We start from the raw sequence: 17,894 nt of genomic DNA on the forward strand, positions 1-17,894 counted from the left end.
ACCCCGGTGCGGGGTCGGGGGCCGCGCGGGCCGGCTCGGTCAGAGGTCGAGACCGGTGAGCACCAGCACGCGCTCGTAGGTGAAGTCGTCCATCGCGTACTTGACGCCCTCGCGGCCGACGCCGGAGTCCTTCACGCCGCCGTACGGCATCTGGTCGGCGCGGTAGGACGGCGCGTCACCGATGATCACGCCGCCGACCTGCAGCTCGCGGTGGGCCCGGAAGGCGGTCTGCACGTCGTGCGTGAAGACGCCCGCCTGCAGGCCGAACAGGGAGTCGTTGACCGCCGTGAAGGCCTCGTCGGTGGAGTCCACCCGGTGCAGCGAGAGCACCGGGCCGAACACCTCGGCGGTGGCCAGGATCGCGTCGGCGGGCAGGTCGGAGAGGACGGTCGGGGCGTAGGTCGCGCCCTCGCGGGTGCCGCCGGTGAGCACCTTGGCGCCCTTGGCCACCGCGTCCTCGACCCAGGCCTGCACCCGCTCGGCGGCCTTCTCGTCCACCAGCGGGCCCACGTCGGTGGCGTCGGCGGCCGGGTCGCCGGTGACCTGGGCCTGCACCTTGGCCACCACCTTCTCGGCCAGCGCGTCGTAGACCGCGGCGTCCGCGATCACCCGCTGCACCGAGATGCAGGACTGGCCGCCCTGGTAGTTGGCGAACATCGCGATCCGGGTGGCGGCCCACTCCAGGTCGGCCTCGCTCGACCAGTCGGCCAGCACCACGGCGGCGGCGTTGCCGCCGAGCTCCAGGGTGACGTGCTTGCGCGGCACCGAGTCCATGATCTGGTAGCCGACCTTGTCCGAGCCGGTGAAGGAGATCACCGGCAGGCGGTCGTCCCGGACCAGCGCGGGCATCTTGGCGTTCTCCACCGGGAGCACGCTCCAGGAGCCCTCCGGCAGCTCGGTCTCGGCCAGCAGCTCGCCCAGCAGCAGGGCGGACAGCGGGGTGGCCGGGGCCGGCTTCAGGATGATCGGGGCGCCCACCGCGATCGCCGGGGCGACCTTGTGCGCCACCAGGTTGAGCGGGAAGTTGAACGGGGCGATGCCCAGCACCACGCCGCGCGGGAACCGGCGCACCACCGCGAAACGGCCCACGCCGCCCGGGTCGGTGTCCAGCCGCATGGTCTCGCCGTTGGTCCGGCGGGCCTCCTCGGCGGCCCAGCGGAACACCGAGGCGGCCCGGCCGACCTCGCCGCGGGCCCACTTGATCGGCTTGCCGTTCTCGGCGGTGATCAGCCGGGCGATCTCCTCGGTCCGCTCGGTGAGCCGGCGGGACACGTGGTCCAGGGCGGCGGCGCGGACGTGCGCGGGGGTGGCGGCGAAGACCGGCAGCGCGGCGACCGCGGCGTCCACCGCCCGGTCCACCTGGGCGTCGGTGGGCACGCTGACCGTGCCGACCAGGCTGTCGTCCCAGGGGTGGCGGACCTCGAAGCTGGACTCGCCGGTCTCCCGGCGGCCGGCCAGCCAAAAAGCGTGGGTGGTGGTCACGGTGCTACCGGCCCTCTCCTCGGTGGTTCGATGCACCGCCCACGGTAGGCGGGCGGGCAGCCGAAGCGGATTGGCCAAGGTGGCACAGTGCCGGAGGGTCTTTACTCCTCGCCGGAGCGCAGCGCCAGCCAGAGCTCCATCCGCACGTCGGTGTCGTCCAGCGAGCGGCCCAGCAGTTCCTCCACCCGGCGCATCCGGTAGCGCAGGGTGTGCCGGTGGACGCCGAGGTCGGCGGCGGCCGCGTCCCACTGGCCGTGCCGGGAGAGCCAGGCGCGCAGGCTGGCCACCAGGTCGCCGCGGGCGGTGCGGTCGTGCTCGCGCAGCGGGCGCAGCAGGCCCTCCGCGAAGGCCGCCACCGCGTCCTCGCCCAGCAGCGGCAGCAGCGAGCCGGCCCCCACCTCCTCGTGGCCCACCGAGCGGCGCCCGCCGCGCAGCGCCACCGCGAGCGCCCGCTCGGCCTGCGCGTAGGCCACCCCGGCCTCGTCCACCGGGGCCGGCGCGGACACGCCCAGGGCCAGGCCCTCGTGCTCCTCCACCGCACCCAGGCAGGCCCGGTGCACCGCGCCGCCGTCCACCGCGAGCAGCACCAGCCGCTCGGCGTGCGGGGCGCCCTCCTTCGGGTCCTTGGTCGCGGGCTCGCGGGCCACCAGCAGTTTCTCCCCGGCCCGGCCGCCGGCCTGCTCGGCCCGCTCGGCGAGCTCGGTCAGGTCGTGCACCGGCACCTCCGGGTCCGGCTGCTCCGAGCCCGGGGCGGCGCCGGCCACCAGGATCCGTATCGTGCCCTCGGGCAGGCCGCCGAACAGGCCGCTGGCCACCTGGCGGGCGGTGCCCACCTGGCCGGCCAGCACCAGGCGCAGCAGCGCGGCGCCCATCCGCTCCTCGGCGTGCCGCAGTTCGCGCGAGCGCTCCAGGGTCAGGGTGAGCAGCGCGACCGCCGCGTTGAGCACGTAGCGCTCGGTGGGGGTGATCCGGTCCTCGGTGCCGACCGCCAGGAAGCCGCGGGCGCGCCGGTCGGCGCCGAGCGACTGGACCACCACGAAGTCCTCGTCGGCGGTGTCGAAGCCGGGCGCCCGGCCCTGCAGCGCGGCACTGGCCGGGGCCGGGCGGCGGCGCAGCCGGTCCACCTCGGCGGCCAGCCGGGCCGCCCGGCGGGCCGCCCAGTCCGGGGCCACCACGGAGAGCGCGCCGGAGCTGTCGTAGAGCGCGGCCCAGCCGCCCAGCCGGGTGGCCAGCCGGCGGACCACGGCGGCCGTGCCGTTCTGGCCGAGCGCCGCCCGGGTCAGCTCCTCCTGGGCCTCGAAGCTGGTGGTCACCGCCTCGTACTGCTCGGCCGCCAGCGCCGCCGAGACCGCCTTGCTGATCGCGATGAACGGGGTCGGCTCGGGCACCCGCAGCAGCGGCAGGCCGCGCTGCGCGGCGGCCTCCACCAGCGGCTGCGGCACCTCGGTGTGCGACAGGCCCACCCCCAGGCCCAGGCCCACCACGCCGGCATCGGCCAGACGGTGGACGTAGGCCTGCAGGACCTTGGCGTTGGTGCCCAGCTTGATGCCGGTGGTGAGCAGCAGCTCGCCGCCCTCCAGGAACGGCGTCGGGTCGTCCAGCTCGCTGGTGTGCACCCAGCGGACCGGGCGCTCCAGGTGGTCCGCGCCGGCGAGGACCGTCAGGTGGAGCGAGGAGTTGCGCACGACGGAGGCGAGTGTGGGGGGCATGGCACCTTCGGGGGGACGACCCGGCTGCCTCGTTGCGACCGGGCGAGCTTCACTGCTGAGGGCTTCGCCTTCATTATGGACGCTTCGGACAACCGCTGGTGCCGAATCCTCCGGAGCGTAGCTAACCGAGCGCACGTTCTGCCGCTACCCCGGGTGACCCTGCGGGCCGCCGCGGCCGCGCCGCCGCGCCGCCGGTCAGCCGCGCCGGTCAGCCGCGCAGGTCGACCAGCAGCGGCGGCACCTGCTCGCCCGCCACCGTGGTCAGCGAGACCACCGCGTGCCCGCTGGGCAGCGCGTGCGCCAGGTCGGACGGCGACCAGCGCTCCCGCTCCACCTCCCGGGTGGTCACGCTCTCGGTCTGCGCGGTGGTCCCCGCCAGCACCTTGCGCACCAGTCGGCCGGCCTTGCGCAGCATCCCGCCCGAGGTGTCCGGGGCCAGCGTCACCGCCCGCTCGCGCACCACCACGGTGCCCCAGGCCTCGGCGAACAGCTTGCCGTCCCAGGGCGCGATGCCCGGGAAGGCCATCCGGCAGCCGACCGCACCGAACAGCGGCACCCGCAGCGCCTCCGGCAGGTCCACCAGGCTGCGCAGCAGCAGCACCGCCCCCGCGTTGGCCCCGCGCAGCCGGCTCAGCCCCTGCACCGCGCCCAGGTCCAGGGCCGACGAGGCGTCGTCCACCACCAGGCCGGCGAACAGCGAGCGGTCCGCCCGCGCCACCGCGGCCTGCAGGAACTGACCCACCACCAGGCGGGCCAGGATCCGCGCCGCCTCCGGGTGGCCCCGCTCGGGCAGCTTGATCCGCACCCGCAGCGGGTGCTCCAGCGCCCGCATCGCGAAGGCCGGCTTGGCCCCCGGCTCGCCCTGGCTGAAGCAGCCGGCGAAGGCCGGCCGGTCCAGCAGCGCCAGCCGGTCGGCCAGCAGCGTGCCCGGGTCGTCCGCCTGCCCCTGCCGGCTGCGCCGCTGCTGCACGTCCGCCTCGTGCACGGCCAGCAGGCCGCGCTCCCGCAGGGCCGCCACCAGCTCGCCCCAGGCCGCCGCCTCGCCGCCGAGCAGCGCGCGCAGCTCCCGCACCCCCGGGTAGCGCGCGTGCCCCGCGTGGAACGGGCCGACCACCTGCTGCAGCGCGATCCGGGCGCTCTGCGCGCGCGAACTCAGCTCGTCCGGCAGCAGCGCGTCCGCCAGCCGGGCCGCCGCACCGTCCGGGTCGCCGGCCCCGCCGTACAGGTCCAGGCCGTACCCCGAGGACGGGTCACCCGGGGCGATCACCACGTCGTACCCCTGGTCCGGCCCCAGCTCCGCCTCGGCCGCGCCCAGCACCACCACGCACGCACTGCGGGCCAGCGCCTGCAGGCAGAGCGCCTCCGCCACCGGACGCGCCAGCCGCGCCGTCTTCCCGGTCCCCGCCGGCCCCACCGCGAGCACCGAGGTCCCCAGCAGCTGCGGATCCAGCGCGAACCCGGCGCCACGGTGGGCCGCCGGGTTCTTCGGCACGTCCTGCGCCGTCCCCAACCGCACCTGACCCACCAACAGGTCGTGCTCGACGCTGCGCCCCGGCAGGTCCCGCGCCTCCGACGGATGCGCACACGCCGCCGCCCCCCGCCCCGCCACCTGCTCCCCGAACGCGGCCACCAACCCCGGCTCCCGCGCCACCTCCTGGTACACCCGGTTGATCCGCACGTAGTCCACGTCGGTCACGTCCCCGGCCACCGTGTCCCGGTCCACCGCCGCAAGATCCAACCCCACACCCCGCAAACCACGCCAGGGGTCGGCCGGCTCCGCGTTCTCGGCGTGCGGCAGCGGTTCACCCGTCTCGCTGGTGACCACCCGCGAGCGGAGCGTCCCGAGATGATGCCGCAGCTCGCTGGGCCGCAGGAACCGCCGGTACACCTCCCGCCAACGCCCCATCCGGCCGAAGACCACGATCGCCACGATGGCCACCACCAGCCGGGCGCCGTACTCCCCCAGTGCGTACTGGGCTGTCGTCGGGTGATCCGGCCAGATCGTGTACTTCACCAGGTAGAGCATCGGCTCGTAGCCGTACCGGTAGACCAGGGCGGCGGCCAGCAGGTTCAGGAAGGCGCGCAACAGCATGGGCCACGCGGCTGTCTGCATGCCGTTCTCGTCCAGCTCGGCGGTGCTGGGGCGGTGGCGGAACCGGTAGACCCCGGGCGGAGCGCTCGGCCGCTGCTCGGCCACCCAGTCGGCGAGGCTGCGACCGCTCCCGCCCCCCTGCCGCGGCACCCTCCCCGTCGACAGGAGGTCCGCCGGTCGGCCCTGTGTGCCCTCCAACCCCATCCCCGCCCTGTCCCCTTGTGCGTTCCCTTGCGCCGACATGCCCGGCCACCCGCCTACCCGTGCCGCCCCGGTGGTGACACGCCCGCGCTCAATGTAGTGGAGCGGGTACCGGGGGGAGTGGTGCGGCGGGGCTGGCCGGGGCGGACAAGTCGGACGGACCAGTGCTCCCCCGTGGCGCATGCCGGGGCTCAGGTGGCGGCCGTAGCCTGCGAAGACCGAGGCAAGCCGATCCCCCTGGAGATACCCCATGAGCGCCGCACCGCTGCTCCCGCAGGAGCGCCGTCTGGTCACCGCGATCCCCGGCCCGAAGTCGCAGGAGCTGCAGGCCCGCAAGCTCGGCGCGGTGGCGGCCGGGGTCGGCACCACGCTGCCGGTGTACGTCAGCCGCGCGGGCGGCGGCGTGCTGGAGGACGTGGACGGCAACAGCCTGATCGACTTCGGCTCGGGCATCGCGGTGACCAACGTCGGCAACAGCGCGGCCGCCGTGGTCGCCCGGGCCACCGAGCAGCTGGCCGCCTTCACCCACACCTGCTTCATGGTCACCCCGTACGAGGGCTACGTGGCCGTGGCCGAGCAGCTCAACGAGCTGACCCCGGGCGACCACGCGAAGCGCACCGCGCTGTTCAACTCCGGCGCCGAGGCGGTGGAGAACGCGGTGAAGATCGCCCGCGCCTACACCAAGCGCACCGCCGTGGTGGTGTTCGACCACGGCTACCACGGCCGCACCAACCTCACCATGGGCCTGACGGCCAAGAACATGCCGTACAAGCAGGGCTTCGGCCCGTTCGCCCCGGAGATCTACCGGGTGCCGGTGGCCTACCCGTACCGCTGGCTGACCGGTGCGGAGAACTGCGCCGCCGAGGCCGCCGCGCAGGCGATCGACATGATCAACAAGCAGATCGGCGCGGACAACGTGGCCGCGATCATCATCGAGCCGATCCAGGGCGAGGGCGGCTTCATCGAGCCGGCCAAGGGCTTCCTGCCGGCGATCGTCGAGTACGCGAAGGCGAACGGCATCGTCTTCGTCGCCGACGAGATCCAGACCGGCTTCTGCCGCACCGGCCAGTGGTTCGCCTGCGAGGACGAGGGCATCGTCCCGGACCTGATCACCACCGCCAAGGGCATCGCCGGCGGTCTGCCGCTGGCCGCGGTGACCGGCCGCGCCGAGATCATGGACGCCGCGCACGCCGGCGGCCTGGGCGGCACCTACGGCGGCAACCCGGTGGCCTGCGCCGCCGCGCTGGGCTCCATCGAGACCATGAAGGAGCTGGACCTCAACGCCAAGGCGCAGCACATCGGCGAGGTCATGCTCGGCCGGCTGCACGCGATGGCCGAGAAGTTCGACGTGATCGGCGAGGTCCGCGGCCGCGGCGCGATGATCGCCGTCGAGCTGGTCAAGCCGGGCAGCAAGGAGCCGAACCCGGAGTTCACCGCCGCGGTGGCCAAGGCCTGCCACGCCGAGGGCCTGGTGGTGCTGACCGCCGGCACCTACGGCAACGTGCTGCGCTTCCTGCCGCCGCTGGTGATGCCGGAGCACCTGCTCGCCGAGGGCCTGGACATCCTGGAGAACGCCTTCACCGCCGCCTGACGCAGCGACACCTCTCCCTGACGCGGCGCCAGAAGGCGCTGACCGCACGTCAACCCGGTGCGCCCGAGCCGCTTGCGGCCGGGCGCACCGGCGTTCGAGCAGCGTTCGAGCAGTGTCCGGGCGGCGTCCGGGGCCAGGCGCGGGCAGGCAGACGCACGACATCCGGTGGAGGTTGCCCCGTCTGCCGTGAAGATGCTGTGCGGACTGCCGGGAGCGTTGCCCGATGGCAATCCAGTTGACGTAGTGTCGAGACAGATGGACAGCGAGCCCGCTCCCGCGGTCGGTCGACCGACCCGCGAGGACGACAACCAGGCGCCACCCACGGCGCCACCACAGGACCGATCGACCGGCCGTCCGGCCCAAACCCCCCGGGGCGCACGGAGCGGCGATCACCCCAGCCGCCCCGGGACTCTCCCCCCCGTCCCGGGGCGGCTCCTGCGTTCCCGCGCACTGCCGCCGGCCCTGGTCCTGCCGCTCGCCGTCACCTCCTGGCAGGTGGCCGCCGACGGACCGCTGCTGGGCCTGGACCGCTGGGTCCGCCACACCGTGGCCCTCCTGCGCGCGGACGGCGGCACCGCCCTGGACGCCCCGGCGCACTTCTTCGCCGACCTCGGCGGGACGGTGCCCGCGATCCCGCTGCTGCTCGGCCTCGGCGCGCTGGCCGCCTGGCGGGCCCGCCGGGCCGGGGCGGCGCGCTGGTGGCTCCCGCTGCCCGCGGCGGCGCTGGCCGCCGCGCTGATCCCGCTGCTGGTGGTGCCGGCCAAGGCCTGGTTCGCCCGGCCCGGACCACTCGGCCTGCCGCTGCAGCCGCACGAGTGGGGCTGGTACCCCTCCGGCCACACCACCACCGCCTGCGTGAGCTACGGGGTGGCCGCCCTGCTGGTCGGCCGCACCCTGGCGCCCGCCCGGCGCCGGTTGCTGTACCCGGCCACCGCGCTGCTGGGCCTCGCCGTGGGCTGGGGGCTGATCTGGTGCGACTACCACTGGTTCCTGGACGTGCTGGCCGGCTGGTGCCTGGCCGCCCTGGTGCTGCGCGGCCTCACCGCCGGGCTGGACCGGCTGGCCCCGGACCCGTTCGACCGCTCCGGAAAGAGCTGAGCCAGGCTCATCATGTGGCTGGCTCGCTACCGGCGCCGAACGCTAGGCTGAGGCCACCTGCCCGCCGAGGAGTGCCGCATGACCAGCCCGTCCCTGGACCCCGCCGAGGGCGCGGCCGAACTCGCCGACGAGCTGACCCGGGCGATGAAGCGGATCCGCCACCGCACCGTGCACCGGTTGGAGCCCTACGGCCTGACCCCCGGCCAGGGGCGGGCCCTGCGGGTGCTGGCGCACGCCGACCGCTGCGAGACCCCGGGCCGGGCGATCCGCCTGAGCGAGCTGGCCGACCGGCTGAACATCGCGCCGCGCTCGGCCACCACCGTGGTGGACGCCCTGGAGCAGTCGGCCCTGGTGGAGCGGGTGCCCGATCCGGCCGACCGGCGCGCCGTCGGCCTGGTCCTCACGGCGGCCGGGCGGGCCGCGGTGGAGCGGCTGGCCCAGGTGCGCCAGGAGGTGGCCGAGGAGTACTTCAGCGGGACCGACCCGGCCGACCTCGCGGTGATGCTGCGGGTGCTCCGGAGCGCGGAGGCGGCGCACGCGCGGCAGTCGGGCGAACCGGCCGCCGACGCACCGCCGGCAGCGCCGGCAGCGCCGCCCGCCCCGGCCGCAGGGCGCTGAACACGGCACCGGCGGCCGTCAGCTCGCCAGCGAGACCACCAGCCACATGAAGCCCACCCCCGCCAGCGTGCACAGCAGGGTGGACCGGGACGGGTGCGGGCTGTGCGCCTCCGGCAGGATGTCGGCGGTGGCCAGGTAGAGCAGGAAGCCGGCGAAGAAGCCGAGGTAGAGCCCGAGCAGGTGCTCGGGGATGGTGAACAGCAGGGTGACCGAGGCGCCGAGGACCGGGGCCAGCGCGTCCGCCGTCAGCAGGGTCAGCGCGCGCCGCCGGTTGTTCCCGTACAGCCGGGTCACCGTGTAGGTGTTGAAGCCGTCGGCGAAGTCGTGCGCCACCACCGCCAGGGCGACCACGGTGCCCACCGTGCCGCCGGCCTGGAAGGCGGCACCGATCGCGAAGCCGTCCATCACGCTGTGGCCCACCATGGCGGCGGCGGCGGTCAGGCCGACCCCCTCCGCCCGCGCGCCGTGGTGGGCGTGCGCGTGGCCGTGGGCGTGGGTGTGGCTGGCGTACTCGCCCTCGTGGGCCCGGTGGATGGCCACCGAGCGCTCGACGACGTGGATGGCCAGGAAGCCTGCGGCGAACATCAGCAGCGCCTGCGGCACCCCGAACAGGTCCTGCGGCGCCTGGGAGACGGCCTCGGGGAGCAGGTCGAAGGCGACCACGCCGAGCATCAGCCCCGCCGCGAAGCCGAGCACCAGGTGCCTGCGGTCCCCGGTCCGCTGCGCCACCAGGCCGCCGATCAGGGTCATCAGGAAGGCGCCGGCGGCCACGAGTACGGCGGTCATGCCACTCCTCCCACCCGGCACCCGTCCCCGCCCAGCCTCGCTGCCGCACCGTCAGCCCGCCTGCCGACGGCCTGCGTTCGGGTGAGCGTCAGCGGGTCGTCACGGTGAGCGGCAGGCCCAGGTGGGTCTCGGCCATCGCGCGGAAGCCGTCGCCGTCGGCCAGGTGGATCTGCCGGTACTCGGCGGTCTCGGCCAGGTCGAGCGCCTCGTCGGTGAAGCCGCCGGTGCTCAGCCACAGGCCGTGGGCCGCGCCCTCCTCCGCGACCGCCTCGGCCAGCGTGCGCAGCTCGTCGGCGCCCACCGCGCCCGGTCGGCGGGAGGCGCAGACCACCCAGCGCCCGGGCAGCGCGCTCTGCGGCTCGCCGGTCCCGGTGGCCACCAGGCCGCCGTGCCCGCGCAGCCGCACGCTCCAGTCGGCCATCCCGCCCCGGGTGAGCACCTCGCGCACCAGCAGGGCGAACTCCCCCGCCGACAGGTCGGCCACCGCCGGCACCGCCGCGCCGGCCGTGGCGAACGGGCGCACGGCGGTGCGGGTGTACGGGTCGGGGCTGACCGCCGCGTCCAGGCCGCGCAGCCGCACCAGCGCCTCGTCCTGCTCGGCGGCCGCGTAGACACCGGGGTCGGCCGCCTCGGCCTCCTCCTCCGGCCCGCTCTCCAGCCTGGTCCGGACCAGCGCGTCACGGTCCGCGTCGACCGAGAGCAGGCAGACGGCGTCCGGCTCGCGCAGCCAGCCGTTGAGCACCACCCCGGCCAGGATCCCGTCGGTGTCCACGGCGTCCACGGTCTGCAGCGCGCGCAGGGCCAGCCGGGAGACCAGGCGCAGGTAGTCGGCGGCCCGGTCGGCGGGCGGGCGCGGCACGGGGCTGATCTCGCCGTCCGGGGCGAGCCGGTAGCCGTCCAGTGCCGGGACCAGCCCGAGCGGCGGCAGGTCGAGGTCGAGCACCGCGGTGCGGGTCAGCGGCCGGAACACCGCCCGGCAGGGCGCGGCCAGGTCGGGGGTGGCGGCCTCGGCCGCGGCCAGCGCCCGCTCCAGCAGCGACTCCACCGCGGCCGGCTCGGCCTCGCGGTAGGCCCGGCGGCACTCCTCCAGGCTGTCGTTGTACTCCTGCACGGCGCGGGCCCGGGCCTGTTCGGCCTGCTCGTGGGCCAGCCGGGCGGCGGCCTCGGCCGGGTCGACGGCCGCGACCCGGTCGGCCCGCCACTTCCGCAGCGCCCGCTGGTGGGCCAGCCGGGCGACGGCCAGGCCGCGCTGGTAGTCGGAGTCCAACAGGCGCTTGGCCCCCGCCGCGGCCGCGCTCTCGCCCTCCTGCTCGGGCGCGACCGGTGCCGCGGGGGCGAAGTCCGCCCACTGCGGCTCGCGGTCGACCTGCTCGGCGGCGGGCCCGGCCGGGTAGGGCCGCGGCTCGTAGCTGCGGCGCTGGCTCTCGAAGTCCATCGGGCTGACCGGCAGCGCGAGCCGCAGCAGCAGGTCGGCCAGCCGCTGCTGCTCCGCCCGCACGGTGGCCGTCCGGTGGTGGGTCAGCTCGGCGGCCCGCCCGTGCGCGGCCACCTGCGGGTCCGGCCGGGCGGCCTGCTCGGGCACGCCGGTGGCCGTGCCGAGGCCGCCGCCCGCCGCGAAGCCCTCCACTTGGTCCGGTCCCTCGGTGGCCCCGCCGAAGACCGCGGCCAGGAAGCCGCCGCGCAGGTTGCGGGCGGCGTCCAGGGCCGACTGGCGCTTGGCTGACTGCTGCATCGGCGGCGGTCCCCCGTGCTCGTCCGGCGCTCTTCAGGTGGCCGGGCTGGCACCGACCGGACGGGCCGCTAGGGACCGTCCGACCGGAGGCTGGAGGTGGCATACCCCCTTCCGGCATTCTCCACTGATCCGCCCTCAGTTCGTCATGGTGTTGGTCAGATGCATGCCGATGTAGCCCACGTAGATCCGGCCGCTGCCCGAGCAGTCGTCGAGGTAGTGCAGCCGCGGTGCGGTGCGGCCGCCGCCGATCCGCAGGTGGGCGCCCATGAAGGCGCGACCGCTCGGATCCACCGAGGCCGGCACCACGAACATCCGCTCCCGGCGCATCTTGCCGTGGCTGCAGACGGTGCGGGACTCGCCGCGCACCGCCTTGCGCGGCGGGAAGTGGCTGCCGCCGGCCGGAGCGTGCTCGCACCACTGCTTGAAGTCCCCGCCGGCCTCGCCGTGCACGGCCACCGCGGCGTACTCCTGGAGGGCCGTCAGCCCGTCCCAGGTGAGCCGGACCCAGTTCCCGCCCACGGTGTGGGCGTCCAGCGCCATCGTCTCCTTCTCGTCCCCGGTGAAGCTCAGGAGCGGGAACTCGGTCATCCGGGCGAGCAGTTCGGTGAAGCTGGCCGGGCCGCACCGGTCGCCGGCCGGTGGGCAGAGCCGGCTGCTGACCGCGCGCAGCTGGGCACCGACCCGGCGCACCGCACCGCCCTGCGCCTCGGACCCGGGCCGCAGCTCGTGCCGCCAGGAGCGCTGCAGGCTGCGCCGGATCCGCTGCACCTCCTCGGCACCGGCCTCCTGGCGCACGGCCGGGACGGCCGGCTCGGCGCTGCGCTGGACCGGCGGCGGCACCCGCAGGGCGGGCACCCGGGCCAGCGGTTCCGGCAGCGGCGCGAGCTCGGCCAGCCGGCGCGGCTCCCGGGCCAGCAGTGCGGCGGCCCGGCGCGGATCGCCCTCGATCCGGTGCCGGGGCAGCACCAGGTGGCGCAGCGCGTCCCGCCGGGAGGCCGGGTCCACCTCGGGCAGGTACGTGCGCACGGCTCCGCCGTAGACCGTGTGGTACTCGAGGGCGGTGTTGAAGGCGACCCGGGCCGACTGGTCCAGCACGTAGCCGACGGCCAGCCCCGCGACCCCGTGCAGCAGCGGGTCGAGCAGTCGGCGGGTCCACTCCCGCGCGTCGAGGTCGGCCGGGATGCTGGCCACCACGGTGGGCAGCCGGCGGGCCGGGTCGCAGAGTTCGTCGATGACCGCGTCGACCTCGGCCGCGGTGATGATCCGGGGCAGCGCGCGCACCTCGGCGGTGGCGTCCAGCGCCTCCAGCAGCGGGAGCAGGCGGTGCGCGAGTTCGGGAACCGGTACCCGGCCCGGGGTGCGGACACCGGGCGCGGTGGGTTGGTGCTCGGCCTCCAGACGGAGCCAGCACGGGCCGCCGGTCTGCTCGGCGACGGTCAGGGTGATGCGGTGGGCGCCGTTCGGGGCCGGGATCCGGACCCGGCGCCGGGCGTACCGGCCGGGTGGGCCGCCCGCGGGCAGCGGTCCGGCGTCACGGTCCAGCAGGACCCTTTCGCCCAGGCGGTAGCGGGTGGCGACGGGGGACGCGGCCGGTGCGCCCGCGGCGGGCGGGTCCGGTGGCCCGGGGTCCGGCGGCGGCTCGGCGCAGCCCTGCTGCTTGAGCCAGTCGGCCAGGCACTGGTCGGCCAGGCGGACCGCGTCGGCGTGCGGGTGACGGGTGGTCACCGTCATCCGGTAGGGGGTGCTCTGGCCCGGGAGAGGTCCGGTGGTGGTCGGGGTCGAGGGTGCGGCCGCGGTCGGCGCGGCTGGGTCGGAACTCATGGGTGGTGCCTCCGTGGTGCGCTGGTGGGGTCTGACGGTCCTCCATCGATGGGGTGAAAAGTCGGCCCCGGCCGGCTGCTGCCGCCCGTGGTGCCTTGCCGGGAGAACGCCGCAGCCCGGAGCAGGAGTTCCTGCCCCGGGCTGACTTAATTCGTTCGTGTGTCCCTCGGCGGACCTCCGGCGTCTTCGACGACGCCCGAGGTATAAAGGTCGGTTCGGCTGCGAGCCCGCTCAACCCGCCGCGAGCCACTGCCGCCCGCCCCGTCGCTGCACCGGCAGCCCGACCAGCTCCGCCACCGCGGCCAGCCCCGCCGCCGGCGGGGTCGCCGGGAAGGCCAGCTGGCAGCCCTCCGCCACCTGGTAGTTCGCCAGGATCACCACCGGCTCGCTGCCCAGGTTGTAGCCGATGTGCACCTGCTCCGGGAGCTCGACCAGGGTCTGTCCGGGCCGGGTGATCTCCACCGTGCCGTCCTCCAGCACCCGGGTCAGCACCCCGGCCATCAGCACCGCCTCGACCTGGGCCGGGTGGTAGTGCCACCCGGTGTCACTCCCCGGTGCGATGGTGACGGTTCTGATCACGGCCATCTGAGGTGCTCCTGTGACTCGACGGTCAAGCCAGGTTACTGACCGTCAGCCGTGCGGGCGGTCGATTCCATGGGCTTTGGCCGAAAGGACATGCGACCGCGGACGGTTGTCCGCCCGGCGCGCCGTCCCGGGGCCGACCGTCCTGTTCAGGACGGATCCGACCAGGGCACCTCCACCCAGCTCGTGCCCGCCGGGACGGCCTCGGCGCTGCCGCCGCTGACCCCGGCCAGCCATTCCTGGAAGTCGGCCACCCGCTCCGCCGGCACGCCGACCTCGATCCGCACCCCCGCCGCCTCGTAGTGCAGCGCGCGGACCAGGTGCCCGGCCGCGCGGACCTCGTTCTCCAGCCGGCCCGCCCGGGTGTGGTCGGCCGCCACCTCCAGCAGCGCCACCGGGCGCCGCTCCACCAGGCCCACCTCGTCCAGCGCCGCCGAGACCGCACCGCCGTACGCCCGGACCAGGCCGCCGGCCCCCAGCAGCACCCCGCCGAAGTACCGGGTCACCACCGCCACGGTGTCGGTGACCCCGCGCCGGCGCAGCACCTCCAGCATCGGCACGCCCGCCGTGCCGGCCGGCTCGCCGTCGTCGTTGGACCGCTCCCGCCGCTGCTCGGCACCGACCACGAAGGCGGTGCAGTTGTGCCGCGCGTCCCAGTACCGCTTGCGGACCCCGGCGACGAACTCCTGCGCCGCCTCCTCGTCCGCCACCCGGGCCAGGTGGCAGATGAACCGGGAGCGCTTCACCTCGGTCTCGTGGCTGCCGTCCGCGCGCAGGGTCAGGTAGGGCCTGGGGACTGGCTGCGACATGGCGGGCGGCACTCCGGGTGGTGGCGGGGGACGGACGGTCAACCCTAACCACCCGGAGCGGGCGGCGGCGGCCGGGCTCAGCGCCCGGCGAGCGCGTCCAGCTCGGCCCGGTCCAGCCCGGTCAGCGCGGTGACCTCGGCCGGGTCCACCGCCCCGCAGTCCAGGCCGCGCAGCAGGTAGCCGCTGAGCGCCTTGGCGGTGGCCGGCTCGTCCATCACGTCGCCGCCGGCCTTCGCCACGTAGGCCGCGAGCCGGGCCGCGGCGGCCGCCAGGCCCTCGCGGTAGAAGGCGTACACCGCCGCGTACCGGGTGGGCAGGTGCGCCGGGTGCATGTCCCAGCCCTGGTAGTAGGCCCGGGCCAGCGACCGGCGGACCAGCCGGTGGTGCAGCGCCCAGGCCGCGTGGACCTGCTCGGTGCCGCCGGTCGGGATGACGTTGGTGGAGCCGTCGGACAACCGCACCCCGGTGCCGGCGGCGGCCACCTGCATCACCGCCTTGGCGTGGTCCGCCACCGGGTGCTCCATGCTCTGGTAGGCGGCGCTGACCCCGCAGGAGGCGCTGTAGTCGAAGGTGCCGTAGTGCAGGCCGGTGGCCCGCCCCTCGGCCGCCTCGATCAACAGCGCCACCGTGGCCCGGCCGTCCGGGCCGAGGATGGCCTGGGTGGTCTCGATCTGGATCTCGAAGCCGATCCGCCCGGCCGGCAGTCCGGCCCGCTGCTCGAAGTCCGCCAGCAGCCGCACCAGCGCGGTCACCTGCTGCGGGTAGGTCACCTTCGGCAGGGTCAGCACCAGCCCGGCGGGCAGCTCGCGGCCGTCCTCCAGCAGGGTGGCCAGGAAGAGTTCCAGGGTGCGGATCCCACGGTCGCGGACCGCGGCCTCCATGCACTTGATCCGGATTCCGAAGTACGGCGGCGCACTGCCGTCGGCCACCGCGGCGGTCACCAGCCGGGCCGCCCGCACCGCGGCGGCGTCCTCCTCGGCGTCCGGGCGCGGGCCGTAGCCGTCCTCGAAGTCGATCCGCAGGTCCTCCACCGGCTCGCGCTCCAGCTTGGCCCGCACCCGGCGGTAGACCTCGGTCATCAGCTCGTCGGCCGGCACGCCGAGCGCCCCGGCCAGCTTCGCGGGGGTGTCGGCGTGGGCGTCCAGCGCGGCCAGCGCCTGGCGGCCCCAGTCGGCGACCGTGCCGGCCTCGAAGGCGTCGGCCGGCACGTAGACCGTGTGCACCGGCTGCCGGGTGCCCGGGTCGCCCGGGAAGCGGGCGGCCAGTTCGGCGTCCACCGGGCCGAGCAGCGCGGCCACCGCGGCACGGGCGGCCGGCGAGAAGCTCGGGCCCTCCGGGGCCGCTCCGGCGGTGCCACCCAGCTCGACCTGCGACATGCCGCACTCCTCCACGCTTGTTCAACAGATTGTTGAGGCGAAGGTAAGCGCGACGGCCACCGGGCGTCAATGGTCGCTCGGTGGCCGGGATCGCCGCTGTTCGGTTGTCGATTTGTAGCTATGAACGGTTTCTGTCCGGCTCAGTCGCGGCCGAGCGCGACGTAGCGGTTGTTGAGGTCGGGCCAGATCCGGTCCATCTCGCTGCGGGTCGGCGGGTTGCCGGGGCGCCGGACCGAGCTGACGCCGTACTGGGTGAACAGGTACTGGGCGAGCCGGTCCTGGTCGGGGTCCACGCCGTTGGCGTCCTTGTACGACATCAGCGCGTCGACGGCCAGGTCCACGGTCAGCTCCGGACCCTGGTCGCCCGGCAGGTCCTCCGGCTGCGGGCCCGGCGGAGTGCGCGGGGCGAAGACGTTGTCCGTCTGCGGGACGGCGGCCGGTGCCTGCTGTTGGGCCTGCGGGGCGGGCTGCGGGACCGGTGCGGCTGCCGCGGGCCCGACCGGGGACTCGCCCTCGGCCAGCGGCAACTGGCTCTGCTGGTAGAGCGCGATCAGCTGGGCCGCGGTCGGCTGCTGGCGCTCCGACTGCTCCGGCGCCGGCTCGGGCTGGAACGCCTGCGCCGGCTGCTGCTGCACGGGAGCCTGCTCGGCCGGCGCCTGGTGCGCGGCGGGCTGGAACGGCGCCTGCGGCTGCGGGGCGTGCTGGACCTCCTGGACCTGCTGGGCCTGCTGAGGGATCACCGGCGCGGAGATCGGATTCTGCTGCTGGGCCTGCGGGGCGGGCTGCGGGGCCGGTGCGGCCGCCACGGGCTCGGGGCCACCGGCGGGACCGGCCGTGCGGGCCGCGAACCAGGCCGACTGGCGCACCGGCTCGCCCTGCTCCTGCGCCGCCGGGCCCGGGTGCTGCTGGCCCGGCAGGTTCGGCTTGATGTCCCGCAGCGCGGTGACGGCCCGGCCCGCCTTGACCGGCTTCGGCTCGCCGGACCAGCCGCCCTGCTCCTGCCCGTCCCGCCAGCGGTTGGCGGCGAGCTTGCTCAGCAGCGGCACGGCGGTCTCCAGCGAGACGGCCGGCCTGGCCGGCTCCGCCGACGCTTGCGCCCCTGCGGCCACCTGGGCCGCCGACACCTGCGGGGGATCGATCCGGTCCAGCGCCGTGACGTCCAGCGGCACACCGAACTTGGCCAGCTTCAGCGGCAGCAGCGCGTGGATCGGCGCCGACCGCCGCCAGCCGCGGCCGTAGCGGAACCGCAGCTGCGCCCGGTACACCAGCCGGTTCTGCTCCAGCCGGATCACCTCGTCGTAGGAGCGCAGCTCCCAGAGCTTCATCCGCCGCCAGAGCCGGAAGGTCGGCACCGGTGAGAGCAGCCAGCGCATCAGCCGGACCGACTCCATGTGCCGGTCCGCCGTGATCGCCGCGATCCGCCCGATGGCGTGCCGCGAGGCTTCGACGATCACCACGAAGAGCACTGGGATGACCGCGTGCATGCCCATGCCCAGCGGGTCGCCCCAGGAGGCCGCCGCGTTGAAGGCGATGGTGGCGACGGTCAGCAGCCAGGCCGCCTGGCGCAGTAGCGGGAAGGGTATGCGCAGCCAGGTCAGCACCAGGTCGAGCGCGAGCAGCACGACGATGCCGGCATCGACACCGATCGGGAACGCGTACGAGAAGGCGCCGAAGCCCTTGTGCAGGGCCAGCTCGCGGACCGCGGCGTACGACCCGGCGAAACCGATCCCGGAAATCAGGCAGGCCCCGACGGCCACCACACCAAGCAGCGCGCGGTGCGCGCGGGTAAGGGATGGACGTGCCATTCGTTGATCAACCCCAGCGTCTCGACGTGGACTCCCGGGATCCTACTCGGACATGCGTTCACCCCCGGCAGCTCCCCCACCCGCGACGGGTGCCCGGGAACGCGAAGAAGCCCCCTTTCCCGAAGGAAAGGAGGCTTCTCCTGAATGATTGTTCGGCGGCGTCCTACTCTCCCACAGGGTCCCCCCTGCAGT

General features: G+C 75.3%; 13 protein-coding genes. 3 read left to right on the forward strand and 10 right to left on the reverse strand.

All coding sequences use genetic code 11. The features are described 5' to 3' along the window. Positions 1-39: 39 nt before the first annotated feature. The 3 genes from ACFW1A_RS25225 to ACFW1A_RS25235 all read right to left on the reverse strand — a co-directional run bounded on the left by ACFW1A_RS25225 (position 40) and on the right by ACFW1A_RS25235 (position 5,388). Positions 40-1,482, reverse strand: coding sequence for an aldehyde dehydrogenase family protein (locus ACFW1A_RS25225; protein ID WP_380412045.1), 1,443 nt, complete (start codon positions 1,480-1,482; stop codon positions 40-42). Positions 1,483-1,583: 101 nt separating this feature from the next. Beyond that, positions 1,584-3,191 (reverse strand): PucR family transcriptional regulator, encoded by a 1,608-nt coding sequence (locus tag ACFW1A_RS25230; protein ID WP_380412048.1) that lies wholly within the window; start codon positions 3,189-3,191, stop codon positions 1,584-1,586. A gap of 208 nt (positions 3,192-3,399) precedes the next feature. Further along, a complete protein-coding gene (locus ACFW1A_RS25235) occupies positions 3,400-5,388 on the reverse strand; it encodes an ATP-binding protein (protein WP_380412051.1) in 1,989 nt (662 codons plus the stop codon). Positions 5,389-5,734: 346 nt separating this feature from the next. Here ACFW1A_RS25235 and gabT point away from each other — a divergent pair, with 346 nt between their 5' ends. From gabT to ACFW1A_RS25250, 3 genes are all read left to right on the forward strand, one after another. Continuing rightward, entirely contained in the window at positions 5,735-7,075 is a 1,341-nt protein-coding gene (gabT, locus tag ACFW1A_RS25240) for a 4-aminobutyrate--2-oxoglutarate transaminase (RefSeq protein WP_380412054.1), read from the forward strand. A gap of 495 nt (positions 7,076-7,570) precedes the next feature. Further along, complete coding sequence (locus ACFW1A_RS25245; RefSeq protein WP_380412057.1) at positions 7,571-8,173, forward strand: phosphatase PAP2 family protein; 603 nt, start codon at positions 7,571-7,573, stop codon at positions 8,171-8,173. Between the two features lie 78 nt (positions 8,174-8,251). After that, positions 8,252-8,791: a MarR family winged helix-turn-helix transcriptional regulator gene (locus tag ACFW1A_RS25250; RefSeq protein ID WP_380412060.1), complete on the forward strand. Its 540-nt coding sequence runs from the start codon at positions 8,252-8,254 to the stop codon at positions 8,789-8,791. A gap of 18 nt (positions 8,792-8,809) precedes the next feature. On the opposite strand, the gene ACFW1A_RS25255 is transcribed toward ACFW1A_RS25250, so the two are convergent. The 7 genes from ACFW1A_RS25255 to ACFW1A_RS25285 all read right to left on the reverse strand — a co-directional run bounded on the left by ACFW1A_RS25255 (position 8,810) and on the right by ACFW1A_RS25285 (position 17,702). Beyond that, entirely contained in the window at positions 8,810-9,577 is a 768-nt protein-coding gene (locus tag ACFW1A_RS25255) for a ZIP family metal transporter (protein ID WP_380412063.1), read from the reverse strand. A gap of 88 nt (positions 9,578-9,665) precedes the next feature. Then, complete coding sequence (locus ACFW1A_RS25260) at positions 9,666-11,309, reverse strand: restriction endonuclease (protein ID WP_380412066.1); 1,644 nt, start codon at positions 11,307-11,309, stop codon at positions 9,666-9,668. Between the two features lie 135 nt (positions 11,310-11,444). Beyond that, positions 11,445-13,130, reverse strand: a complete 1,686-nt coding sequence (locus tag ACFW1A_RS25265; protein WP_380412069.1) for a hypothetical protein — start codon at positions 13,128-13,130, stop codon at positions 11,445-11,447. A gap of 231 nt (positions 13,131-13,361) precedes the next feature. Beyond that, the gene (locus ACFW1A_RS25270) at positions 13,362-13,715 is read right to left on the reverse strand and encodes a cupin domain-containing protein (protein WP_380412071.1); all 354 of its coding nucleotides are present in this window, start codon (positions 13,713-13,715) and stop codon (positions 13,362-13,364) included. Positions 13,716-13,861: 146 nt separating this feature from the next. Beyond that, entirely contained in the window at positions 13,862-14,521 is a 660-nt protein-coding gene (locus tag ACFW1A_RS25275) for a YigZ family protein (protein WP_380412074.1), read from the reverse strand. Between the two features lie 77 nt (positions 14,522-14,598). Continuing rightward, on the reverse strand, positions 14,599-15,897 hold the full coding sequence (locus tag ACFW1A_RS25280) for a DUF6986 family protein (protein WP_380412077.1): 1,299 nt from the start codon (positions 15,895-15,897) through the stop codon (positions 14,599-14,601). A 140-nt stretch (positions 15,898-16,037) separates the two neighbouring features. After that, complete coding sequence (locus tag ACFW1A_RS25285; protein ID WP_380412079.1) at positions 16,038-17,702, reverse strand: DUF2637 domain-containing protein; 1,665 nt, start codon at positions 17,700-17,702, stop codon at positions 16,038-16,040. Between the last annotated feature and the right edge of the window lie 192 nt (positions 17,703-17,894).

It is taken from the genome of Kitasatospora sp. NPDC058965, from assembly GCF_042741245.1.
GTDB lineage: Bacteria > Actinomycetota > Actinomycetes > Streptomycetales > Streptomycetaceae > Kitasatospora.

What these genes read in the sequence shown, in the direction of transcription:
- ACFW1A_RS25260 (WP_380412066.1), bottom strand. Translation starts at nt 11,309, where the DNA reads ATGCAGCAGTCAGCCAAGCGCCAGTCGGCCCTGGACGCCGCCCGCAAC.
- ACFW1A_RS25255 (WP_380412063.1), bottom strand. Translation starts at nt 9,577, where the DNA reads ATGACCGCCGTACTCGTGGCCGCCGGCGCCTTCCTGATGACCCTGATC.
- ACFW1A_RS25275 (WP_380412074.1), bottom strand. Translation starts at nt 14,521, where the DNA reads ATGTCGCAGCCAGTCCCCAGGCCCTACCTGACCCTGCGCGCGGACGGC.
- ACFW1A_RS25230 (WP_380412048.1), bottom strand. Translation starts at nt 3,191, where the DNA reads ATGCCCCCCACACTCGCCTCCGTCGTGCGCAACTCCTCGCTCCACCTG.
- ACFW1A_RS25265 (WP_380412069.1), bottom strand. Translation starts at nt 13,130, where the DNA reads ATGAGTTCCGACCCAGCCGCGCCGACCGCGGCCGCACCCTCGACCCCG.
- ACFW1A_RS25250 (WP_380412060.1), top strand. Translation starts at nt 8,252, where the DNA reads ATGACCAGCCCGTCCCTGGACCCCGCCGAGGGCGCGGCCGAACTCGCC.
- ACFW1A_RS25280 (WP_380412077.1), bottom strand. Translation starts at nt 15,897, where the DNA reads ATGTCGCAGGTCGAGCTGGGTGGCACCGCCGGAGCGGCCCCGGAGGGC.
- ACFW1A_RS25285 (WP_380412079.1), bottom strand. Translation starts at nt 17,702, where the DNA reads ATGGCACGTCCATCCCTTACCCGCGCGCACCGCGCGCTGCTTGGTGTG.
- ACFW1A_RS25270 (WP_380412071.1), bottom strand. Translation starts at nt 13,715, where the DNA reads ATGGCCGTGATCAGAACCGTCACCATCGCACCGGGGAGTGACACCGGG.
- gabT (WP_380412054.1), top strand. Translation starts at nt 5,735, where the DNA reads ATGAGCGCCGCACCGCTGCTCCCGCAGGAGCGCCGTCTGGTCACCGCG.